Origin of the sequence: Agromyces flavus (assembly GCF_900104685.1) — a bacterium.
GTDB lineage: Bacteria > Actinomycetota > Actinomycetes > Actinomycetales > Microbacteriaceae > Agromyces > Agromyces flavus.
Window position 1 is genome coordinate 1790159 of sequence record NZ_LT629755.1, and the last position, 15128, is coordinate 1805286.

Below are 15128 nucleotides of genomic sequence, written 5' to 3' on the forward strand. Positions count from 1 at the left end.
CTCCGTGGTCAGGATGGTGAGTGTGGTAACCCACATCCTGCACGGAGGTCTTCGCTACCTCAGCCGTTCACAACCTGCCGGGGAAGTACAGCTAGTCGCCGGGCGGCCGGACGGTGCCGGACCCGTGTCCACCGGATCGGGGGGCGTCCTCGACGGCGGGCAGGTCCTCGCGCAGACCGGCGGCCGGCGCACCGGTCGCATCGTCCATGAGGCCCGTGCGCTCGGCGAGCGGCGTGTCGGCGCCGGTCCCGCGCCGCAGCTTGGCCAGGCGCTCGTTGAGGACCGACACCAGCGCCGCCGACGCCGTGCCGAGGATCGCGACGCCGCCGGCCATGAGGAGGACCGCGTAGAGCCGACCGAGCGTCGTCACCGGATACGTGTCGCCGTATCCGACCGTCGCGAGCGTCACGCAGGCCCACCAGAGCGCGTCCCCGAACGTCACGATGTTCGCCCCCGGCGCGTCGCGCTCGACGTGATAGGTCACGAGCGCGATGAAGAACACGAACACGAAGGCGTAGGTCAGCGCCTCCGACACGAAGCGGGCACGGACCGCGCTCGTGGTCCGGCGTTCGAGCGCCGGCAGGTGCCGGACGAGCGACACCACGCGCAGCGCACGGAACAGCGGCAGGACCGCCGAGAGCACCTCGACGGGGTGACGCCACACCCAGTTCCACCGGCGCCCGCTCGGGGTGAGGAGGATCTGCACGACCACGTCGAGGACGAACGCGAGCCATCCGGCGATCAGCAGGATGACCAGGATCCCGAGGACGGCGTCGGGCGGGTGCTGCCACAGCACGAACACGACGTACCCGACGACGAAGGCGACTCCGGCCACGGCGAGCGGCTTCTGCGTGGCCTCGGTCCACCGCATCCGGCGCGACTCGTCGGAGGCCGCCCCGCGTGCGCTCACGACGCCTCGCTCCCCCGCACGCGCAAGGCGCCCTTCGCGAGCCGGTGGGCCGCGGCCTGCGCCACGGGCCTGACCACGATGAGGTCCAGGTCGACGTGGCGCGGTCGGGAGATCGCGTCGACGATGACGGCGCCGACATCCTCCGCGACGAGCGGCTCGGGGACATCGTCGTACACGGCATCGGCGCGCGCGCGATCGCCGCCGAACCGGACGAGGGCGAACTCGTCCGTCCGCACCATCCCGGGCGCGACCTCGACGACCCGGATCGGCTCGCCGTTGAGCTCCAGCCGGAGCACCTTGGTCAGGGCGTGCGCCGCGAACTTCGCGGCGTTGTACCCGCCGCCGCCCACGTACGCCTCGTGCCCGGCGACCGACGTCACGTTCACGACGTCCGCGACCCCTCGCTCCTCCGCTCCGCGTCGCAGCAGCGGGAGCAGCGCGCTCGTGACGCGCTTCACGCCGAGCACGTTGACCTCGAACATCCACGCCCAGTCGTCGAGTTCGGACTCCTCGACGGACGCCAGGCCCTTGGCGCCGCCGGCGTTGTTGACGAGCGCATGGATGGCACCGGTGCCGGCCAGGTGGTCCCGCAGGGCCGCGACATCGGCGTCGCTCGTGACGTCGGCGACGAACGTCGATGCGCCGGTCTCGTCGGCGAGCGCGGCGAGCCGGTCCGCGCGCCGCGCGACCGCGACCACGTCCCATCCGGCCGCCCGAAGGCCCCGCACCGTGGCGGCACCGATCCCCGAACTCGCTCCCGTGACCACCGCGCGCTTGCCGTCCATGCCGTCATTCTGCACCGCGCCGCGCGCCGCGACGTGCCGGAGGTCCCGGCGGTGCGGGACAATGGGCGGATGCTGCCGACGCCCGCCGACCGCGCACCCCGGCCGCCGCACCGCAAGCGCCGGGTCCCCCTGTGGGACAACGCCCGCTGGATCGCGATCACGCTCGTCGTGGTGGGCCACGGCATCCTGCCGCTCATCGGCGAGGACGACGCGGCCTACAGCGTCTACCTCTTCATCTACTCGTTCCACGTCGCGGTGTTCGTCACCGTGTCGGGGTACTTCGCGAAGTCCGGCCCGCCGAACGCGCGCGCCATGCGGCAGATCCTCACCGACATCGTCTTCCCCTACCTGATCTTCGAGACGATCTGGACCGTCGTCCGGTTCCTCCTCGGCGGCGACTTCGCGCTCGACTACACGACCGCGTCCTGGACGCTGTGGTTCCTCATCGCCCTCGCGATCTGGCGCATCGTGCTGCCATACCTGGTGCTGCTGCGCTTCCCGCTGCTCATCGCGATCGCCATCTCGATCGGCGCGGGTTACACGGCCGAGATCGACTCCACGCTCGCGCTGTCCCGCACGTTCGGCATGCTGCCGTTCTTCGTGTTCGGCTGGAAGCTGCGGCAGTGGCGCATCACCGACCGCTGGCTCGACCTCACGACCGCCTCGACCTGGCGCTGGCGTGCGGGCGCCATCGCCGTGTTCGCCGCCCTGCTCGCGGTCATGCCGATCGCGATCGAGACCTGGCGCGACCTGAAGCTGCGCCGCTTCATGCTCTACGACGAGTCGTACGTCGCGATCGGCTACGACGAGCCGTGGTCGGGCGCCATCCGGCTGTTCCTGCTGCTGCTGGCCATGCTGCTCTCGGTGGCGTTCCTCATGCTCATGCCCCGGCGCACGACGTGGTTCACGGCGTTCGGCAGCGCGACCATGTACATCTACCTGCTGCACTCGTTCGTGCTGTTCCCGCTGCGCGAGACGCCGATCCTCGAGGGCGAGCAGCCGTGGTGGGTGCTCCCGGCCATGATCGTCTTCTGCGTGCTCGTCTCGGTCGTGCTCTCGCTGAAGCCCGTTCGCCGCGTGTTCCGCCCGCTCGTCGAGCCGCGCGCGAGGTGGCTCTTCCGCCCCGAGCCGATGACCGCCACGGGCACGATCGTGCTGCCGCCCGAGGCGCTGCCGCCGCTCCCCGCCGCGCCGCGCGCCGAGGCGGAGGATGCGACGGCACCGGATGCCGCGCCGGGCGGGGAGGCGCGGAAGGACGGCGAGCCCTCCGGATGACGCCGTGTTGCGGCATCCGTTGAACCCGGAAGGGGCCGCTCGTACGGTGGTCGACGGATGCGGCGGGGCCGCACCCCGACCCCGAAGGAGTCCCACATGGCTGAGAACGCCGCCGCCGACTGGCGCTTCGAGACGAAGCAGGTGCACTCGGGCGCCGCGCCCGACCCCGTGACCAAGGCTCGCGCCACACCCATCTACCAGACCACGTCGTACGTGTTCGACTCCGCGGAGCACGCGCAGAACCTCTTCGCGCTGGCCGAGTTCGGCAACATCTACACGCGCATCATGAACCCGACCCAGGCCGTCGTCGAGGAGCGCCTCGCCGCGCTCGAGGGCGGCAGCGGTGCCCTCCTCGTCGCGTCGGGCCAGGCGGCCGAGACGTTCGCGGTGCTGAACATCGCGCAGGCCGGCGACCACATCGTCTCGTCGAGCTCGATCTACGGCGGCACCTACAACCTCTTCAAGTACACGCTCGCGAAGCTCGGCATCGAGACCACGTTCGTCGAGAACCAGGACGACGCCGACGAGTGGCGCCGCGCGGTGCGCCCGAACACCAAGCTGTTCTTCGCCGAGACGATCGGCAACCCCAAGATCAACGTGCTCGACATCGGCCTCGTCGCGGGCATCGCCCACGACAACGGCATCCCGCTCATCGTCGACAACACGATCGCGACGCCCTACCTGATCCGCCCGTTCGAGCACGGCGCCGACATCGTGATCCACTCGGCGACCAAGTTCCTCGGCGGCCACGGCACGGTCATCGGCGGCGTCATCGTCGACGGCGGCCGGTTCGAGTGGTCGAAGAACGTCGAGAAGTTCCCCGGCCTCACCGAGCCAGACCCGTCCTACCACGGCGCGAGCTACACCGCCGCGGTGGGTGACGCGCTCGCGTACGTCATCAAGGCGCGCGTGCAGCTGCTGCGCGACCTCGGATCGTCGATCGCCCCGGCCAGCGCCTGGCAGCTGATCCAGGGCATCGAGACGCTCTCGCTCCGCGTCGAGCGCCACGTGCAGAACGCGCAGGAGATCGCCGAGTGGCTCGACGATCACCCCGACGTGGCGCACGTCAACTACTCGGGCCTGCCCTCGAGCCCGTGGTACGCGGCGGCCAACACGTACGCCCCCAAGGGCGTCGGCGCGGTGCTCTCGTTCGAGCTCAAGGGCGGCGTCGACGCCGGCCGCGCGCTCGTCGACAACCTGTCGCTGTTCAGCCACCTCGCCAACATCGGCGACGTGCGCTCGCTCGTCATCCACCCCGCCTCGACCACGCACTCGCAGCTCACGCCCGAGCAGCAGCTCACGACCGGCGTCACACCGGGCCTCGTGCGGCTGTCCGTCGGCATCGAGAACATCGACGACCTCAAGGCCGACCTCGAGGCGGGACTCGCCGCCGCGCGTCGCGCCACGGAGGCCGCCCGCGTGTGAGCACCACCTGATCGACGACCGGATGCCGCGTCCCGCCCGGGACGCGGCATCCGTCGTCTCCGGTGCGACGACGTAACAGTCGCCTCGGCGGCGGCGCAGTCCGGGAGAATCGAGGCATGGACTGGCAGACGATCTCGGAGACGGTGCCCGCGAGCATCGTGCCCGAGGCCCGTGCCGCCCATCAGCTCGCCGGGCGCGCACCGGTCACGGGCGCATGGCGCGAGGGCGACCCGGTCGGCGACCGCCGCTTCGCCCGCGTCGGCGATCTCGCACTCGAGTCCGGCCAGGTGCTCCCGCGCGTGCGCATCGCGTACGAGACGTGGGGCGAGCTCTCCGCCGCCCGCGACAACGCGATCCTCGTCCTCCACGCGCTCACCGGCGACAGCCACGTGCTCGGCCCGTCCGGGCCCGGCCATGCGAGCGCCGGGTGGTGGCCCGGCGTCGTGGGCCCCGGTCGCGCCATCGACACCGAGCGGTACTTCGTGGTCGCGCCGAACGTGGTCGGCGGATGCCAGGGCTCGACGGGTCCGGCGTCGGTCGCCCCCGACGGCGTGGAGTGGGGGGCCAGGTTCCCGTTCCTGACCATCCGCGACCAGGTGCGCGCGCAGGTGGCCTTCGCCCGCGCCCTCGGGATCGAGCGCTTCGCGGCCGTGGTCGGCGGCTCGATGGGCGCCATGCACGTGCTCGAGTGGGCGGCGATGGCGCCCGAGGCGGTCGAGCGCATCGCCGTGCTCGCCGCGCCCGCCGCGACCTCGGCCGACCAGATCGCGCTGAACTCGGTCCAGCTCGAGGCGGTTCGCAGCGATCCCGCCTTCAACGGCGGCGCCTACTACGACGCGCCCGACGGCGAGGGCCCCACGCGCGGACTCTCGCTCGCGCGGCGCATGGCGATGCTGAACTACCGAACGCCGGCCGAGCTGAACCACCGGTTCGAGCGCAGCTGGCAGTCGAGCCTCGACCCACTGGGCGGCGGCGGTCGTTTCGCGGTCGAGTCCTATCTCGACTTCCACGGCAACCGGTTCACGCGGCGCTTCGACGCCAACAGCTACCTCGTGTTGACCGAGGCGATGAACTCGCACGACCTCGGCCGCGGCCGCGGCGGGGTGGATGCCGCGCTCCATCGCATCACGGCGCGAAGCCTCGTGCTCGGCATCGACAGCGACCGGTACTTCCCGCTCGACGGGCAGCGCGAGATCGCCCGCCGGCTGAGCGGGAGCATCCACGGCCCCGAGCCCGTCGTGCTGCGGTCCGACTACGGCCACGACGCCTTCCTCATCGAGGACGATGCGGTCGGCGCGGCCCTGGCCGACCTGCTCGCGGCGTGACGTTCCGGGTGCGATGGTCCGCTTCGTGGCCGATTGACCCGCATACGGGGGTCGTCCTGCGTTATCTTCGTACCTGACGGCGATGCAGTGCGCCGTGCCGACGGGCGTCACAAAAGGGGGTGGCATGCGTCGCATCGACAAGGAGCGCGACCGGCTGCTGCGACGCCTCGCGCGCGCCGGCGGCCTCACGGGCGCGATCCTCGCGCTCGCGTGCCTGCTCGTCCCGGGGGTGCTCGACGACGAGCGCTTCGCGCTGGTCGTGGCACTCGACCTGCTCCTGATCCTCCTCACGGTGCTCGCGACCTCGCGCGGCGCCCTGCTCCCCACCGTCGGCGCCCTGGCCGCCGCGGTCGGGCTCATGGTGGCGATCGGGGTCGACACCGTGCTCGATCCGGCCGCCGCCACGGCGCTGGCCATCACCGCGGGTCTCACCACGCCCGCGATCGCCGTTCCGACCATCGTCCGTCCGAACGGCACCGGCATCGTCGTCGCGGCCGTCGCCGCCGTGCTCGGCTCGCTCGGCATCTGCGCCGCCACCGGCTCCGACGTCGGCCTCGTGCTCGTCGCCGCGATGGCCGGCTGGATCGCGATGATCGCCACGGGAGTCTGGCTCGCCCGGGCGATCGCCCGCGCAGCCGAACGGATCGACGAGGTGGGTCGGGCCCACGAGGCCGAACGGCTCGCGAGCGAATCCGAGGCGCAGCAGCGACAGGATGCCCGCGTGCTCCACGACACGGTGCTGGCCACGCTGAGCCTGCTCGCCCATTCCGGCGTCGGCGTCGGTGCGAGCGCCCTGCGCCAGCAGGCCGGCGACGATGCTCGCCTGCTCCGGCAACTGCGACTCGGTGCCCCTCTCGACAACGGATCCAGCGCCATCTTCTCCCCTGAGTCCGCGGTCGCGGGCGGCGGGCTCGGGACGACCTTCGAGTCGGTCCGCAAGCGGTTCGCGCGCATGGGCCTCGACGTGAAATGGCATGGCGCGGGCCAGCTCATGCTCCCGCGCGACACCCTCGATGCGCTGCTCGGCGCGCTCGGCGAGTGCCTCGAGAACGTGCGGCGCCACTCCGGCGTGAACGAGGCCGATGTCACGATCACCGACGACGAACGCACCGTCCGCGCCATGGTCACCGACCAGGGCCACGGGTTCGAGCCGGCCGCGGTCGATCCGGCCCGGCTCGGCTTCGCCGAGTCCGTCGTCGGCCGCCTGCACACCGTCGGCGGGCGCGCCCGGGTCTTCAGCTCGCCGGGCTCGGGCACGACGGTGATGCTGGAGGTGCCGAAGCCGTGAACCTGCTGCGACGCACGGCGCGCGACGACGAGGCGCCCCGCGACACCACGCACGAGAGCCAGTTCCGCCGGCCGACGCGGTCGGCCCGCGCCGCGGAGGACATCCGCGGCGCGCACGGCGGACGCCGCCTCGCCGCGGGGGTCGCGCTCGCGGCGGGTGCGATCGTGCTCGCGCACCTCGTCCACGCGATCTCGCTGACGTCGACGTTCCCTCCCGACACGTCGGCGCTCCCCGGCTGGATCGCACTCGCCGTGGTCACGCTCGGCGGCGTCGTGGCGACGCGCGGGATCAGCCAGGTCTCCGACACCGTGCTCGTCGCTCTCCTGATCGGCCTGGCCGTTCCCGTCTGGCTCGACGTGGCCGCGACGTCGAGCCTCCTGCCGCTGGGAATCACGCCGACGGCAGCTCCCGCCGCCGCGGCTGTCCTCATGCCGGTGGCCGCCCTGCGCGAGACCCGCACGCCCGTCGCCGCGGCATCCGTCATCGCCGCCGTGCTCGCCGTCGTGGCGCTCATCCAGGCCCCCGAGGCGGGGACCACCACGGTCGTCGGACTCGGCGTCGCCGCGAGCGCCGTCGTGCCCGTCGTGCTCGTGACCGTCGCGGTCCGCGGGTTCCGGCGGCTCGTCGGCCGCGAGCTCGACCTCTCGCTCGTGCAGTCGACCGTGGCCACGCCGCGATCGGCGGTCGGCATGCGCGCATCCGAGGAGCTGGCCGAGCTGGATTACGACGCCGAGTCCCTGCTCGACGACGTCGGGTCCGGACGGATCGCGATCCCGCTGCCCGGCGACGCCGCCGACCGCGCGGGCCGGCTCGCCGCCCGGCTGCGCGTCCGGCTCATCGAGGGACGCACCGACACCTGGCTCCGTCACGCGGTCACCGAGTCCGCGTACCTCAGCCGCCGCGTGTCGGTCGACGATCCCGGCGGCCTCGCGGGACTGCTCGCACCGCCGCAGCGCGACGGACTCCTGCTCGCGCTCTGGCTCATCGCGGGCCAGCGGCGTCGCAAGGCGTCCGAGCCGCCGCTCGAGGTGCGGGTCGTGTGCCGCGATGCCGAGGCCGAACCCCAACACGACGCCGACCCGCTCGGCGACGCATCGCGGGTCGCCATCCGATTCGAGGTTTCCGGTGTCACCGCACGGAAGGTCGACGCGGCGACCTGGGAGGCACTCGCTAGTGTCGGAGGACATGACGTCGTCCAGGGACCCGACGGGTTCCGGGTCGACGTGGACTGCCGGATCGAGCCCACGGTCCGTGGAGGCACATCGGCGCCACGCAGCGCCGCTTATCCGAGGGGGGTATGACGTGGCCGACCTGGAACCGTCGCGCATCCGACTGGCGATCGTCGACGATCATCGCATGCTCCTCGGGGCCCTCTCAGAGTGGCTCCGAGGTGCCGCGTCCGACATCGACCTCGTGGCCGCGGTGCCCTCGTGGTCCGAGCTGCTCGCGCATCCCGCGTTCCCCGTCGACGTGGTCCTGCTCGATCTCGACCTCCGCGACAACATCCCGATCTCGATCAAGCTGTCGACCCTCAAGTCGGCGGGCGTGCGCACCATGCTCATGAGCACCTACTCCGAGCCTGCGGTGGTGCGCGAGGCACTCGGCGCGGGCGCGCTCGGCTACCTCGTGAAGTCCGAGCCCGTCGAGACGATCGTCGAGGCGATCCGCGCCGCGCAGCGCGGCGAGTCGTACCTCAGCCGCGAGCTCGAGGACGCGCTCGACGACGACGGGGCCGCACCGCGCCTGAGCGCGCAGGAGCGCCGCGTCATGGCGCTCTACGGAGCGGGGCAGCCCGTGAAGGCGGTGGCGTTCCAGCTCGGCATCTCGGAGGAGACCGCCAAGAGCTACCTCAAGCGCATCCGCGAGAAGTACCGCCTGGCCGGCTACGACGTGGGCACCAAGGTGGCGCTGCGCAAGCGCGCCATCGCCGACGGCATCCTGCTGCAGTCCGAGTGAGTCGCCACCTCAGTCGACGATGGCGCCGATCGCGCCGGTGACCGAGGGCATCGGGATGCCGCGGCGCCGGCGCGCCCGGTCGAGGGAGAACGTCGCGAGCGCGAGGGCGCTGCCGGCCACGGTGAACAGGAGGCCGACCCACACGGGCGCGACGTAGCCGAGCCCGGCCGCGATCACCATGCCGCCGACGATGGCACCGAGGCTGTTGCCGATGTTCAACGCCGAGTGGTTCAGGGCCGCGGCGATCGACTGGCTGTCGCGCGCGATGTCCATCAGGCGCGCCTGGATCGTCGGCGAGAGCGCCGCGGCGGATGCCCCGACGAGGAAGACACCCGCTCCGAGCCCGAGCGGATGCCACGCGGTGAGCGCCGTGAGCACGAGCGAGCCGGCGAGCGTGGCGAAGAACAGATACATCGAGCGTCGCACGCTCCAGTCGGCGAGGCGCCCGCCGACGAGGTTGCCGATCGTCATGCCGAGGCCGAACACCACGAGCACCACCGGGACGAACGAAGCCGGCAGCCCGGTCACCTCGGTCGCGAGCGGGGCGACGTAGCTGTAGACCGCGAAGAGTCCGCCGAACCCGATGGCGCCGATCGCGAGCGCGAACCACGCCTGGACGCGCGTGAAGACCCGGAGCTCGCGCACGATCGTGGCGGACGGGTCGCCGGCCTGCCACGGCACGGCCGCCGCGACGGCGACGAAGGTCGCCACGAAGATGGCCGCGACGGCGACGTACGCCACGCGCCATCCCGCCTGCTGGCCGAGCCAGGTGATCAGCGGGACGCCGACGACGTTCGAGATCGTGAGCCCCGAGAGGACGAGTGCGACGCCGCGGGCGCGCTTGCCCGGCCCCATCAGGCCGGCGGCGACGAGGGAGGCGATGCCGAAGTACGCGCCGTGCGGCAGCGCCGCGGCGAAGCGAGCGGCGACCACGAGCTCGAAGGTCGGCAGCAGCGCCGAGGCGAGCGTTCCGACGCTGAACGCGGCGAGCAGGACCAGGAGCAGCCGCTTGCGCGGCCAGCGCGCGGCCGCGGCGGCGATGGTGGGCGCGCCGACCACCACGCCGAGCGCGTACGCCGAGATGATCCATCCGGCCGCGGCGTTGGCCGCCTCGGTCGATGTCGCGGCCAGGCCGGGCAGGAGGTCGGCGGCCATGTCGGGCAGCAGCCCCATCGCGACGAACTCGGTCGCGCCGATGCCGAAGCCGCCCATCGCGAGGGCGAGGAGCGCGAGACGGATACGGGCCGGCGACAAGGTCGTCGGCCCGTCGGAAGCGTGGGTCACCCGACGATCATGCCATGGATCGAATCGATTCGATAATCGGGAGCCGCGAGCCCGACTCGCGGCGGCGTGCTCGGAGCAGGCCGTCAGCCGTCGTTCTCGAGGGCCGCCTCGAGCCGATCGAGCTTGGCCTCGATCTCGCCGGTGTAGCCGGGCCGGATGTCGGCCTTGAGCACGAGCGACACGCGCGAGCCGTAGTCGGCGACCGCGTCGCACGCGTCGCGGATCACCCGGAACACCTCGTCCCACTCCCCCTCGATCTCGGTGAACATCGAGGTCGTTCGATTCGGCAACCCGGACTCGCGCACGATGCGCACCGCCTCGGCGACCGCGTCGTGCACCGAGCCGTCGCTGCGGCCGGTGCCGCTCGGAGCGACGGAGAACGCGACCAGCATGGGTACTCCTCCCACCCGGCGCGCGCCCGAATCCTCAGGCCTCGGGATTCCTCGACGGCGCGCGCGCGGACCCAGCCTGCCACACCGCCCGCACGGCCCACGCGAGCAGCACGAGCAGCAGCAGCACCTTGACCGTCAGCAGCAGCACGAATCCCGGATTGGCGATGAGCAGCCATCCGTACCAGTACGGATAGATCACGTGGGTCAGCACGGCGACGGCCGCGGCCAGGGCGGCCGGCACCAGGTACCGCGAACCGCCCAGCACGAGGCCGAGCACGACCGGTGCGGCCAGCCAGGTGGCGAACTGCGGCGACCCGACCTTGTTCGCCACCATCAGCACGGTCGTGAAGCCGACCGCGAGCGGCGGAAGCACCGCCACGAGCGGGGCGCCGCGCCGAACCGCCCGGATGCCGGCCACGAGCACGACGGCCACGCCGATCGCCATCAGGGGCGTGGTGAGCGCGGCCGCTACCTCCGCTCCCGGACCGGCGATCTGGAACGTCAGGATGTCGCGGTCGTACACGATCGTCGCCTCGGACGTCCCGGCAACGATCCACCACAGCCACGGCACCGCGAAGGGGGACTCGACCTGGAGGCCGCGACCCGCCTGCTCGGCGATGAAGCCGAGGGCGTTCGCCCCGGAGCCGGCGAGCAGGCTCACGCCGAGGATGCCGACGGTGAGCGCCGCACCGACGATGACGACCTCGCCGCGCCGGCGGACGGCCACGACGACCGCCGCGAACAGCGCGGCGGGCCACACCTTGATCCACGCGCCGATGGTGAGCATCGCGGCCGCGAGGCGCGGGCGACCCGCCGCCCACAGCAATCCGACGATCGCGAATGGCACCGTCACCGCATCGATGCGACCGAGCGCGATCGGTCCGAGCAGCAGCAGGAATGCCAGCCACCACCACGCGGCCGCGCGTCGCCGACGGGACAGCGTGCCGACGCCGAGCAGTACCGCGAACGCGATCGCGTCGAGCATCGTGACCATCCCGAGCCACGTGGCCCCGTAGAAGTCCGAACCGAAGGCGAGGGCGGCCGTCATGGGCGCGAACGCCAGGATCGGGTACACCCAGGGCACGTCGATGCCCATCCGCACCCAGCCCTGCTGCGCCGTCTCGGCCCAGACCCGATAGACGAGCGTCACGTCGCCGAGCGCATTGCCCACACCCGAGAGGTTGACGGCCACGAGCACGGCGTGGACGACCGCGAACGCGATCCACAGCGCCGCGCGGCCGCCGAGCCGTCGGCGGAGGCCGCCCGTCCGGCGCTCCGACCCTTCGGCTGCACCGACGACCTGCTCCGCCATGGCACCCGAGCCTAACGAACGCGTCACAGTACGCCGACTAGCGGCCGAGCAGGCCGCCGATCACCCGAGGAACGGCGCCGGCGACATCCATCGCGGTGACCGGGCCGCCGTCCCACGCGTCGCTCGCCCGGCGCGCCGCCTCGGAGTGGATGAAGGCGGCCGTCGCGGCGAGGTGGGTGATCGCCGTGGCGTCGGCCGCGAGCCGCTCATGGTGGGTCGCCGCGAGCGCGCCGATGATGCCGCCGAGCACGTCCCCGGTTCCGGCGCTCGCGAGCCAGTGCGTCGACTCCGTCACCGTGAGTCGTGTGCCGTCGGGGTCGCAGACGTGGGTCACGGCGCCCTTGAGGAGCACCGCGACCTGCAGCTCGTGCGCGGCACGGGCCGCGGAACCGGCGGGGTCGTCCTCGATCTGCTCGACGGAGCCGTCGATGTCGCGGTCGGCGAGCAGGCGCGCGAGTTCGCGGGCGTGGGGCGTGATCACGGTCGGTCCGGAATGGCTGCCGACGAGGTCGAGGCCTCCGGCGTCGAGCACGATCGGCTCGCCGGACGCGAGGGCGTGCTGCAGGTCGCCGGCGAGCACGAACGAGCGCCGATCGGCGTCCATGCCCGAACCGAGCAGCCAGGCCTGCACGCGCCCGGGTACGGCCACGGTCTCGGGACGCGCGGCGAGGACCGCCTGGCGCACCGCGCGAGGGCCGGTGAAGCGGACCATGCCGACGCCCGTGCGATGCGCCGCCTCGACGCCCAGCACGGCGGCGCCGGGGAAGTCGGGCGACCCGGTGATGACCCCGAGCACGCCACGGCGGTACTTGTCATCGTCGGCCGTGGGAGCGGTGAGCCATGCGGATGCGTCCTCGGCGGTCCATTCACGCCATGCGCCGGTGGTCATGACCCAACGATAGGTTGAAGGGTATGCCCCCGACCAATCTGCCGCCGATCAGCCTGGCGCCCCGCGTCGTCGTCTTCGACTACGGCGAGGTGATCTCGCGTGCGCCGTCCGAGGCCGATCGCGCCGCGCTCGTCGCGCGATCCGGCGCCGACGACGCCGACTTCTGGCCGGCGTACTGGGAGCACCGCGACGAGCTCGACCGGGGCACGCTCTCGATCGCCGACTACTGGGCGGGCGTCGCCGACCGACTGGGCATGTCGTGGTCGGCGCTCGACGTCCACGAGCTCTGGGCCCTCGACCATCGCAGCTGGCTGAGCGTCGATCCCGCGACGCTGGCGGTGCTGCACGCGCTGCACGAAGGGGGCACGCGGATGGCGCTGCTCTCGAATGCCGGGGCCGACTTCGCCGGGTGGCTCCGGAACGGGTCGTTCGCGTCGCTGTTCGAGCACGTCTTCGTCAGCGGCGAGCTGGGCATGATCAAGCCGGGCGCCGACGTCTACGGCCACGTCATGGCCGAACTCGGCATCGGGCCGTCCGAGTTGCTCTTCGTCGACAACAAGGCGGTGAACGTCGAGGGTGCGCGCGCCGTGGGCGGCGACGGGCATGTCTTCACGGATGCCGCGGGGCTCGAGTCCTGGCTGCGAGGGCTCGCGGCATGAGCGCCGCCACGACTCCCGCGCCGGGCGCGGTCCGCACCGACGACGTGCCGGCGCTCTTCCGGCCCATCCGCATCCGCGAACTCGAGATCCGCAACCGCGTGTGGGTGCCGCCGCTCTGCCAGTACTCGGTGACCGAGCTCGACGGCGTGCCGCACGACTGGCATCTCGTGCACCTCGGGTCGATGGCGGCGGGCGGTGCCGGGCTGGTCATCGCCGAGGCCACCGCGGTGAGTCCCGAGGGTCGCATCTCCGATCACGACACCGGCATCTGGAACGACGCGCAGGCCGAGGCGTGGGCGCGCGTCACGCGATTCATCCGGTCGCAGGGCGCCGCCTCCGGCATCCAACTCGCGCATGCCGGCCGCAAGGCGTCGGTGTGGCAGGAGCACCTGCGCAGACCCGGGTCGCAGCCGATCGAGGAGGGCGGCTGGCAGACCGTCGCGCCGTCGGCGATCGCCTTCGACGGTCTGCGCGAGCCCGTCGCGCTCGACGAGGACGGCATCCTCGCCGTGATCGAGGACTTCCGGACGGCCGCGCGTCGTGCGGTCGAGGCGGGCTTCGACGTGATCGAGGTGCACGCCGCGCACGGCTACCTCGTGCACCAGTTCCTCTCGCCGCTGTCGAACCGGCGCGACGATCGGTGGGGCGGCCCGCTCGAGAACCGGGCGCGACTCCTGCTCGAGCTCGTCCGCGTCGTTCGAGCCGAGATCGGCGAGCGGATGCCGCTGTTCGTGCGGTTCTCGGCGACCGACTGGGCCGCGGGCGGATGGGACGAGGAGCAGACCGCGACCGTCGCCCGCTGGGCCGCCGAAGCGGGCGCCGACTTCTTCGACATCTCCACGGGCGGGCTCATGCGCGACGTGCAGATCCCGGTCGGGCCGGCCTACCAGGCGGCCCACGCCGAGTTCGTGGCGGGGCGCGCGGGCGTCTCGGTGTCGGCCGTGGGTCGCATCACGACCGCGGCGCAGGCCGAGGCGCTCGTCGCCTCCGGGGCCGCCGACGCGGTGATGTTCGGCAAGGCGATGATGCGCGACCCGCACTTCGCGCTGCGCGCCGCCTACGAACTCGGCGCCGGATGGGCGATGTGGCCGCCGCAGTACCTCCGCGCCCGGGCGGAGGTCAACGACGGCGAGTTCTGACGGCGGTGCCTGCTTCGTCGACCTGCTGCGGCATCAGAGGCGGGCGTCGGCCATCACGGCCCTCGCCTCATCCATCGACATCTGGTTGGGCTGGGCGAGCGAGATGATGTTGCCCTCGCTGTCGTCGAACCACGCTCCGCGCTCGCCGTTCATCTCGACGACGCCGTTCTCGGTCTTGATGCCCGGCAGGTCGTACTCGTGGAACTCGACGCCCTTCGCACGGAGCGCGGCCATGTCCCGATCGAGGTCGTCGGTCAGGATCGACAACGCCGTCGCCCTGTTCGTGCCCGCGAACTGGGACTCGTAGATGAGGACGCCCACACCGCCGATGACGTAGAAGTCGGCCATGCCGTCGTTGCGCACCGGCACGAGCCCGAACACGTCCTTCCAGAACTTGCGTGCGCGCTCCTGGTCGGAGGCGGCGAGGGTGGCCAGAGCGATGGAATTCTCGAACATGAGTGCACCTCGGTTCTCGTGACGCGCGAAGTC

15 protein-coding genes are annotated in these 15128 nt (G+C 72.2%); 8 read left to right on the top strand and 7 right to left on the bottom strand.

Annotated elements, in window-relative coordinates; translation table 11 throughout:
• Positions 1-91: 91 nt before the first annotated feature.
• Both BLT99_RS08485 and BLT99_RS08490 read right to left on the bottom strand, forming a co-directional pair.
• Entirely contained in the window at positions 92-910 is an 819-nt protein-coding gene (locus BLT99_RS08485; RefSeq protein WP_133988570.1) for a potassium channel family protein, read from the bottom strand.
• Entirely contained in the window at positions 907-1695 is a 789-nt protein-coding gene (locus tag BLT99_RS08490; protein WP_092670982.1) for an SDR family NAD(P)-dependent oxidoreductase, read from the bottom strand. The genes BLT99_RS08485 and BLT99_RS08490 overlap by 4 nt, the downstream gene beginning before the upstream one ends.
• Before the next feature lie 69 nt (positions 1696-1764).
• Between BLT99_RS08490 and BLT99_RS08495 the strand changes: the two genes are divergently transcribed.
• The 6 genes from BLT99_RS08495 to BLT99_RS08515 all read left to right on the top strand — a co-directional run bounded on the left by BLT99_RS08495 (position 1765) and on the right by BLT99_RS08515 (position 8964).
• A complete protein-coding gene (locus BLT99_RS08495; protein ID WP_092670985.1) occupies positions 1765-2970 on the top strand; it encodes an acyltransferase family protein in 1206 nt (401 codons plus the stop codon).
• Between the two features lie 96 nt (positions 2971-3066).
• Complete coding sequence (locus tag BLT99_RS08500) at positions 3067-4395, top strand: bifunctional o-acetylhomoserine/o-acetylserine sulfhydrylase (protein ID WP_092670988.1); 1329 nt, start codon at positions 3067-3069, stop codon at positions 4393-4395.
• Positions 4396-4511: 116 nt separating this feature from the next.
• On the top strand, positions 4512-5720 hold the full coding sequence (gene metX, locus BLT99_RS08505; protein ID WP_092670991.1) for a homoserine O-acetyltransferase MetX: 1209 nt from the start codon (positions 4512-4514) through the stop codon (positions 5718-5720).
• Between the two features lie 124 nt (positions 5721-5844).
• Complete coding sequence (locus tag BLT99_RS08510) at positions 5845-7008, top strand: sensor histidine kinase (protein WP_092670994.1); 1164 nt, start codon at positions 5845-5847, stop codon at positions 7006-7008.
• On the top strand, positions 7005-8309 hold the full coding sequence (locus BLT99_RS17580; protein ID WP_157674961.1) for a hypothetical protein: 1305 nt from the start codon (positions 7005-7007) through the stop codon (positions 8307-8309). The genes BLT99_RS08510 and BLT99_RS17580 overlap by 4 nt, the downstream gene beginning before the upstream one ends.
• Before the next feature lies 1 nt (position 8310).
• A complete protein-coding gene (locus BLT99_RS08515) occupies positions 8311-8964 on the top strand; it encodes a response regulator transcription factor (RefSeq protein WP_268238597.1) in 654 nt (217 codons plus the stop codon).
• A 9-nt stretch (positions 8965-8973) separates the two neighbouring features.
• Here the strand turns inward: BLT99_RS08515 and BLT99_RS08520 are convergent, their stop codons facing one another.
• From BLT99_RS08520 to BLT99_RS08535, 4 genes are all read right to left on the bottom strand, one after another.
• Entirely contained in the window at positions 8974-10248 is a 1275-nt protein-coding gene (locus tag BLT99_RS08520) for an MFS transporter (protein WP_229724753.1), read from the bottom strand.
• Positions 10249-10331: 83 nt separating this feature from the next.
• Complete coding sequence (locus tag BLT99_RS08525; RefSeq protein ID WP_092671000.1) at positions 10332-10640, bottom strand: thiamine-binding protein; 309 nt, start codon at positions 10638-10640, stop codon at positions 10332-10334.
• Between the two features lie 34 nt (positions 10641-10674).
• On the bottom strand, positions 10675-11952 hold the full coding sequence (locus BLT99_RS08530) for a glycosyltransferase 87 family protein (RefSeq protein WP_092671003.1): 1278 nt from the start codon (positions 11950-11952) through the stop codon (positions 10675-10677).
• Positions 11953-11989: 37 nt separating this feature from the next.
• On the bottom strand, positions 11990-12841 hold the full coding sequence (locus BLT99_RS08535; protein WP_092671006.1) for an NAD(P)H-hydrate dehydratase: 852 nt from the start codon (positions 12839-12841) through the stop codon (positions 11990-11992).
• A 23-nt stretch (positions 12842-12864) separates the two neighbouring features.
• On the opposite strand from BLT99_RS08535, the gene BLT99_RS08540 reads away from it, so the two are divergent.
• Together BLT99_RS08540 and BLT99_RS08545 are read left to right on the top strand one after the other, a co-directional pair.
• Positions 12865-13500, top strand: coding sequence for an HAD family hydrolase (locus BLT99_RS08540; RefSeq protein WP_092671009.1), 636 nt, complete (start codon positions 12865-12867; stop codon positions 13498-13500).
• Complete coding sequence (locus tag BLT99_RS08545; RefSeq protein ID WP_092671012.1) at positions 13497-14639, top strand: NADH:flavin oxidoreductase/NADH oxidase; 1143 nt, start codon at positions 13497-13499, stop codon at positions 14637-14639. Before BLT99_RS08540 ends, BLT99_RS08545 begins: the two co-directional genes overlap by 4 nt.
• Positions 14640-14672: 33 nt before the next feature.
• On the opposite strand, the gene BLT99_RS08550 is transcribed toward BLT99_RS08545, so the two are convergent.
• The gene (locus BLT99_RS08550; RefSeq protein ID WP_092671015.1) at positions 14673-15095 is read right to left on the bottom strand and encodes a VOC family protein; all 423 of its coding nucleotides are present in this window, start codon (positions 15093-15095) and stop codon (positions 14673-14675) included.
• Positions 15096-15128 lie beyond the last annotated feature (33 nt).

Coding starts and splice junctions, on each gene's coding strand:
- BLT99_RS08530 (WP_092671003.1), bottom strand. CDS start 11,952: ATGGCGGAGCAGGTCGTCGGTGCAGCCGAAGGGTCGGAGCGCCGGACG.
- BLT99_RS08550 (WP_092671015.1), bottom strand. CDS start 15,095: ATGTTCGAGAATTCCATCGCTCTGGCCACCCTCGCCGCCTCCGACCAG.
- BLT99_RS08500 (WP_092670988.1), top strand. CDS start 3,067: ATGGCTGAGAACGCCGCCGCCGACTGGCGCTTCGAGACGAAGCAGGTG.
- BLT99_RS08495 (WP_092670985.1), top strand. CDS start 1,765: ATGCTGCCGACGCCCGCCGACCGCGCACCCCGGCCGCCGCACCGCAAG.
- BLT99_RS08525 (WP_092671000.1), bottom strand. CDS start 10,640: ATGCTGGTCGCGTTCTCCGTCGCTCCGAGCGGCACCGGCCGCAGCGAC.
- BLT99_RS08545 (WP_092671012.1), top strand. CDS start 13,497: ATGAGCGCCGCCACGACTCCCGCGCCGGGCGCGGTCCGCACCGACGAC.
- BLT99_RS08490 (WP_092670982.1), bottom strand. CDS start 1,695: ATGGACGGCAAGCGCGCGGTGGTCACGGGAGCGAGTTCGGGGATCGGT.
- metX (WP_092670991.1), top strand. CDS start 4,512: ATGGACTGGCAGACGATCTCGGAGACGGTGCCCGCGAGCATCGTGCCC.
- BLT99_RS08540 (WP_092671009.1), top strand. CDS start 12,865: ATGCCCCCGACCAATCTGCCGCCGATCAGCCTGGCGCCCCGCGTCGTC.
- BLT99_RS08510 (WP_092670994.1), top strand. CDS start 5,845: ATGCGTCGCATCGACAAGGAGCGCGACCGGCTGCTGCGACGCCTCGCG.
- BLT99_RS08535 (WP_092671006.1), bottom strand. CDS start 12,841: ATGACCACCGGCGCATGGCGTGAATGGACCGCCGAGGACGCATCCGCA.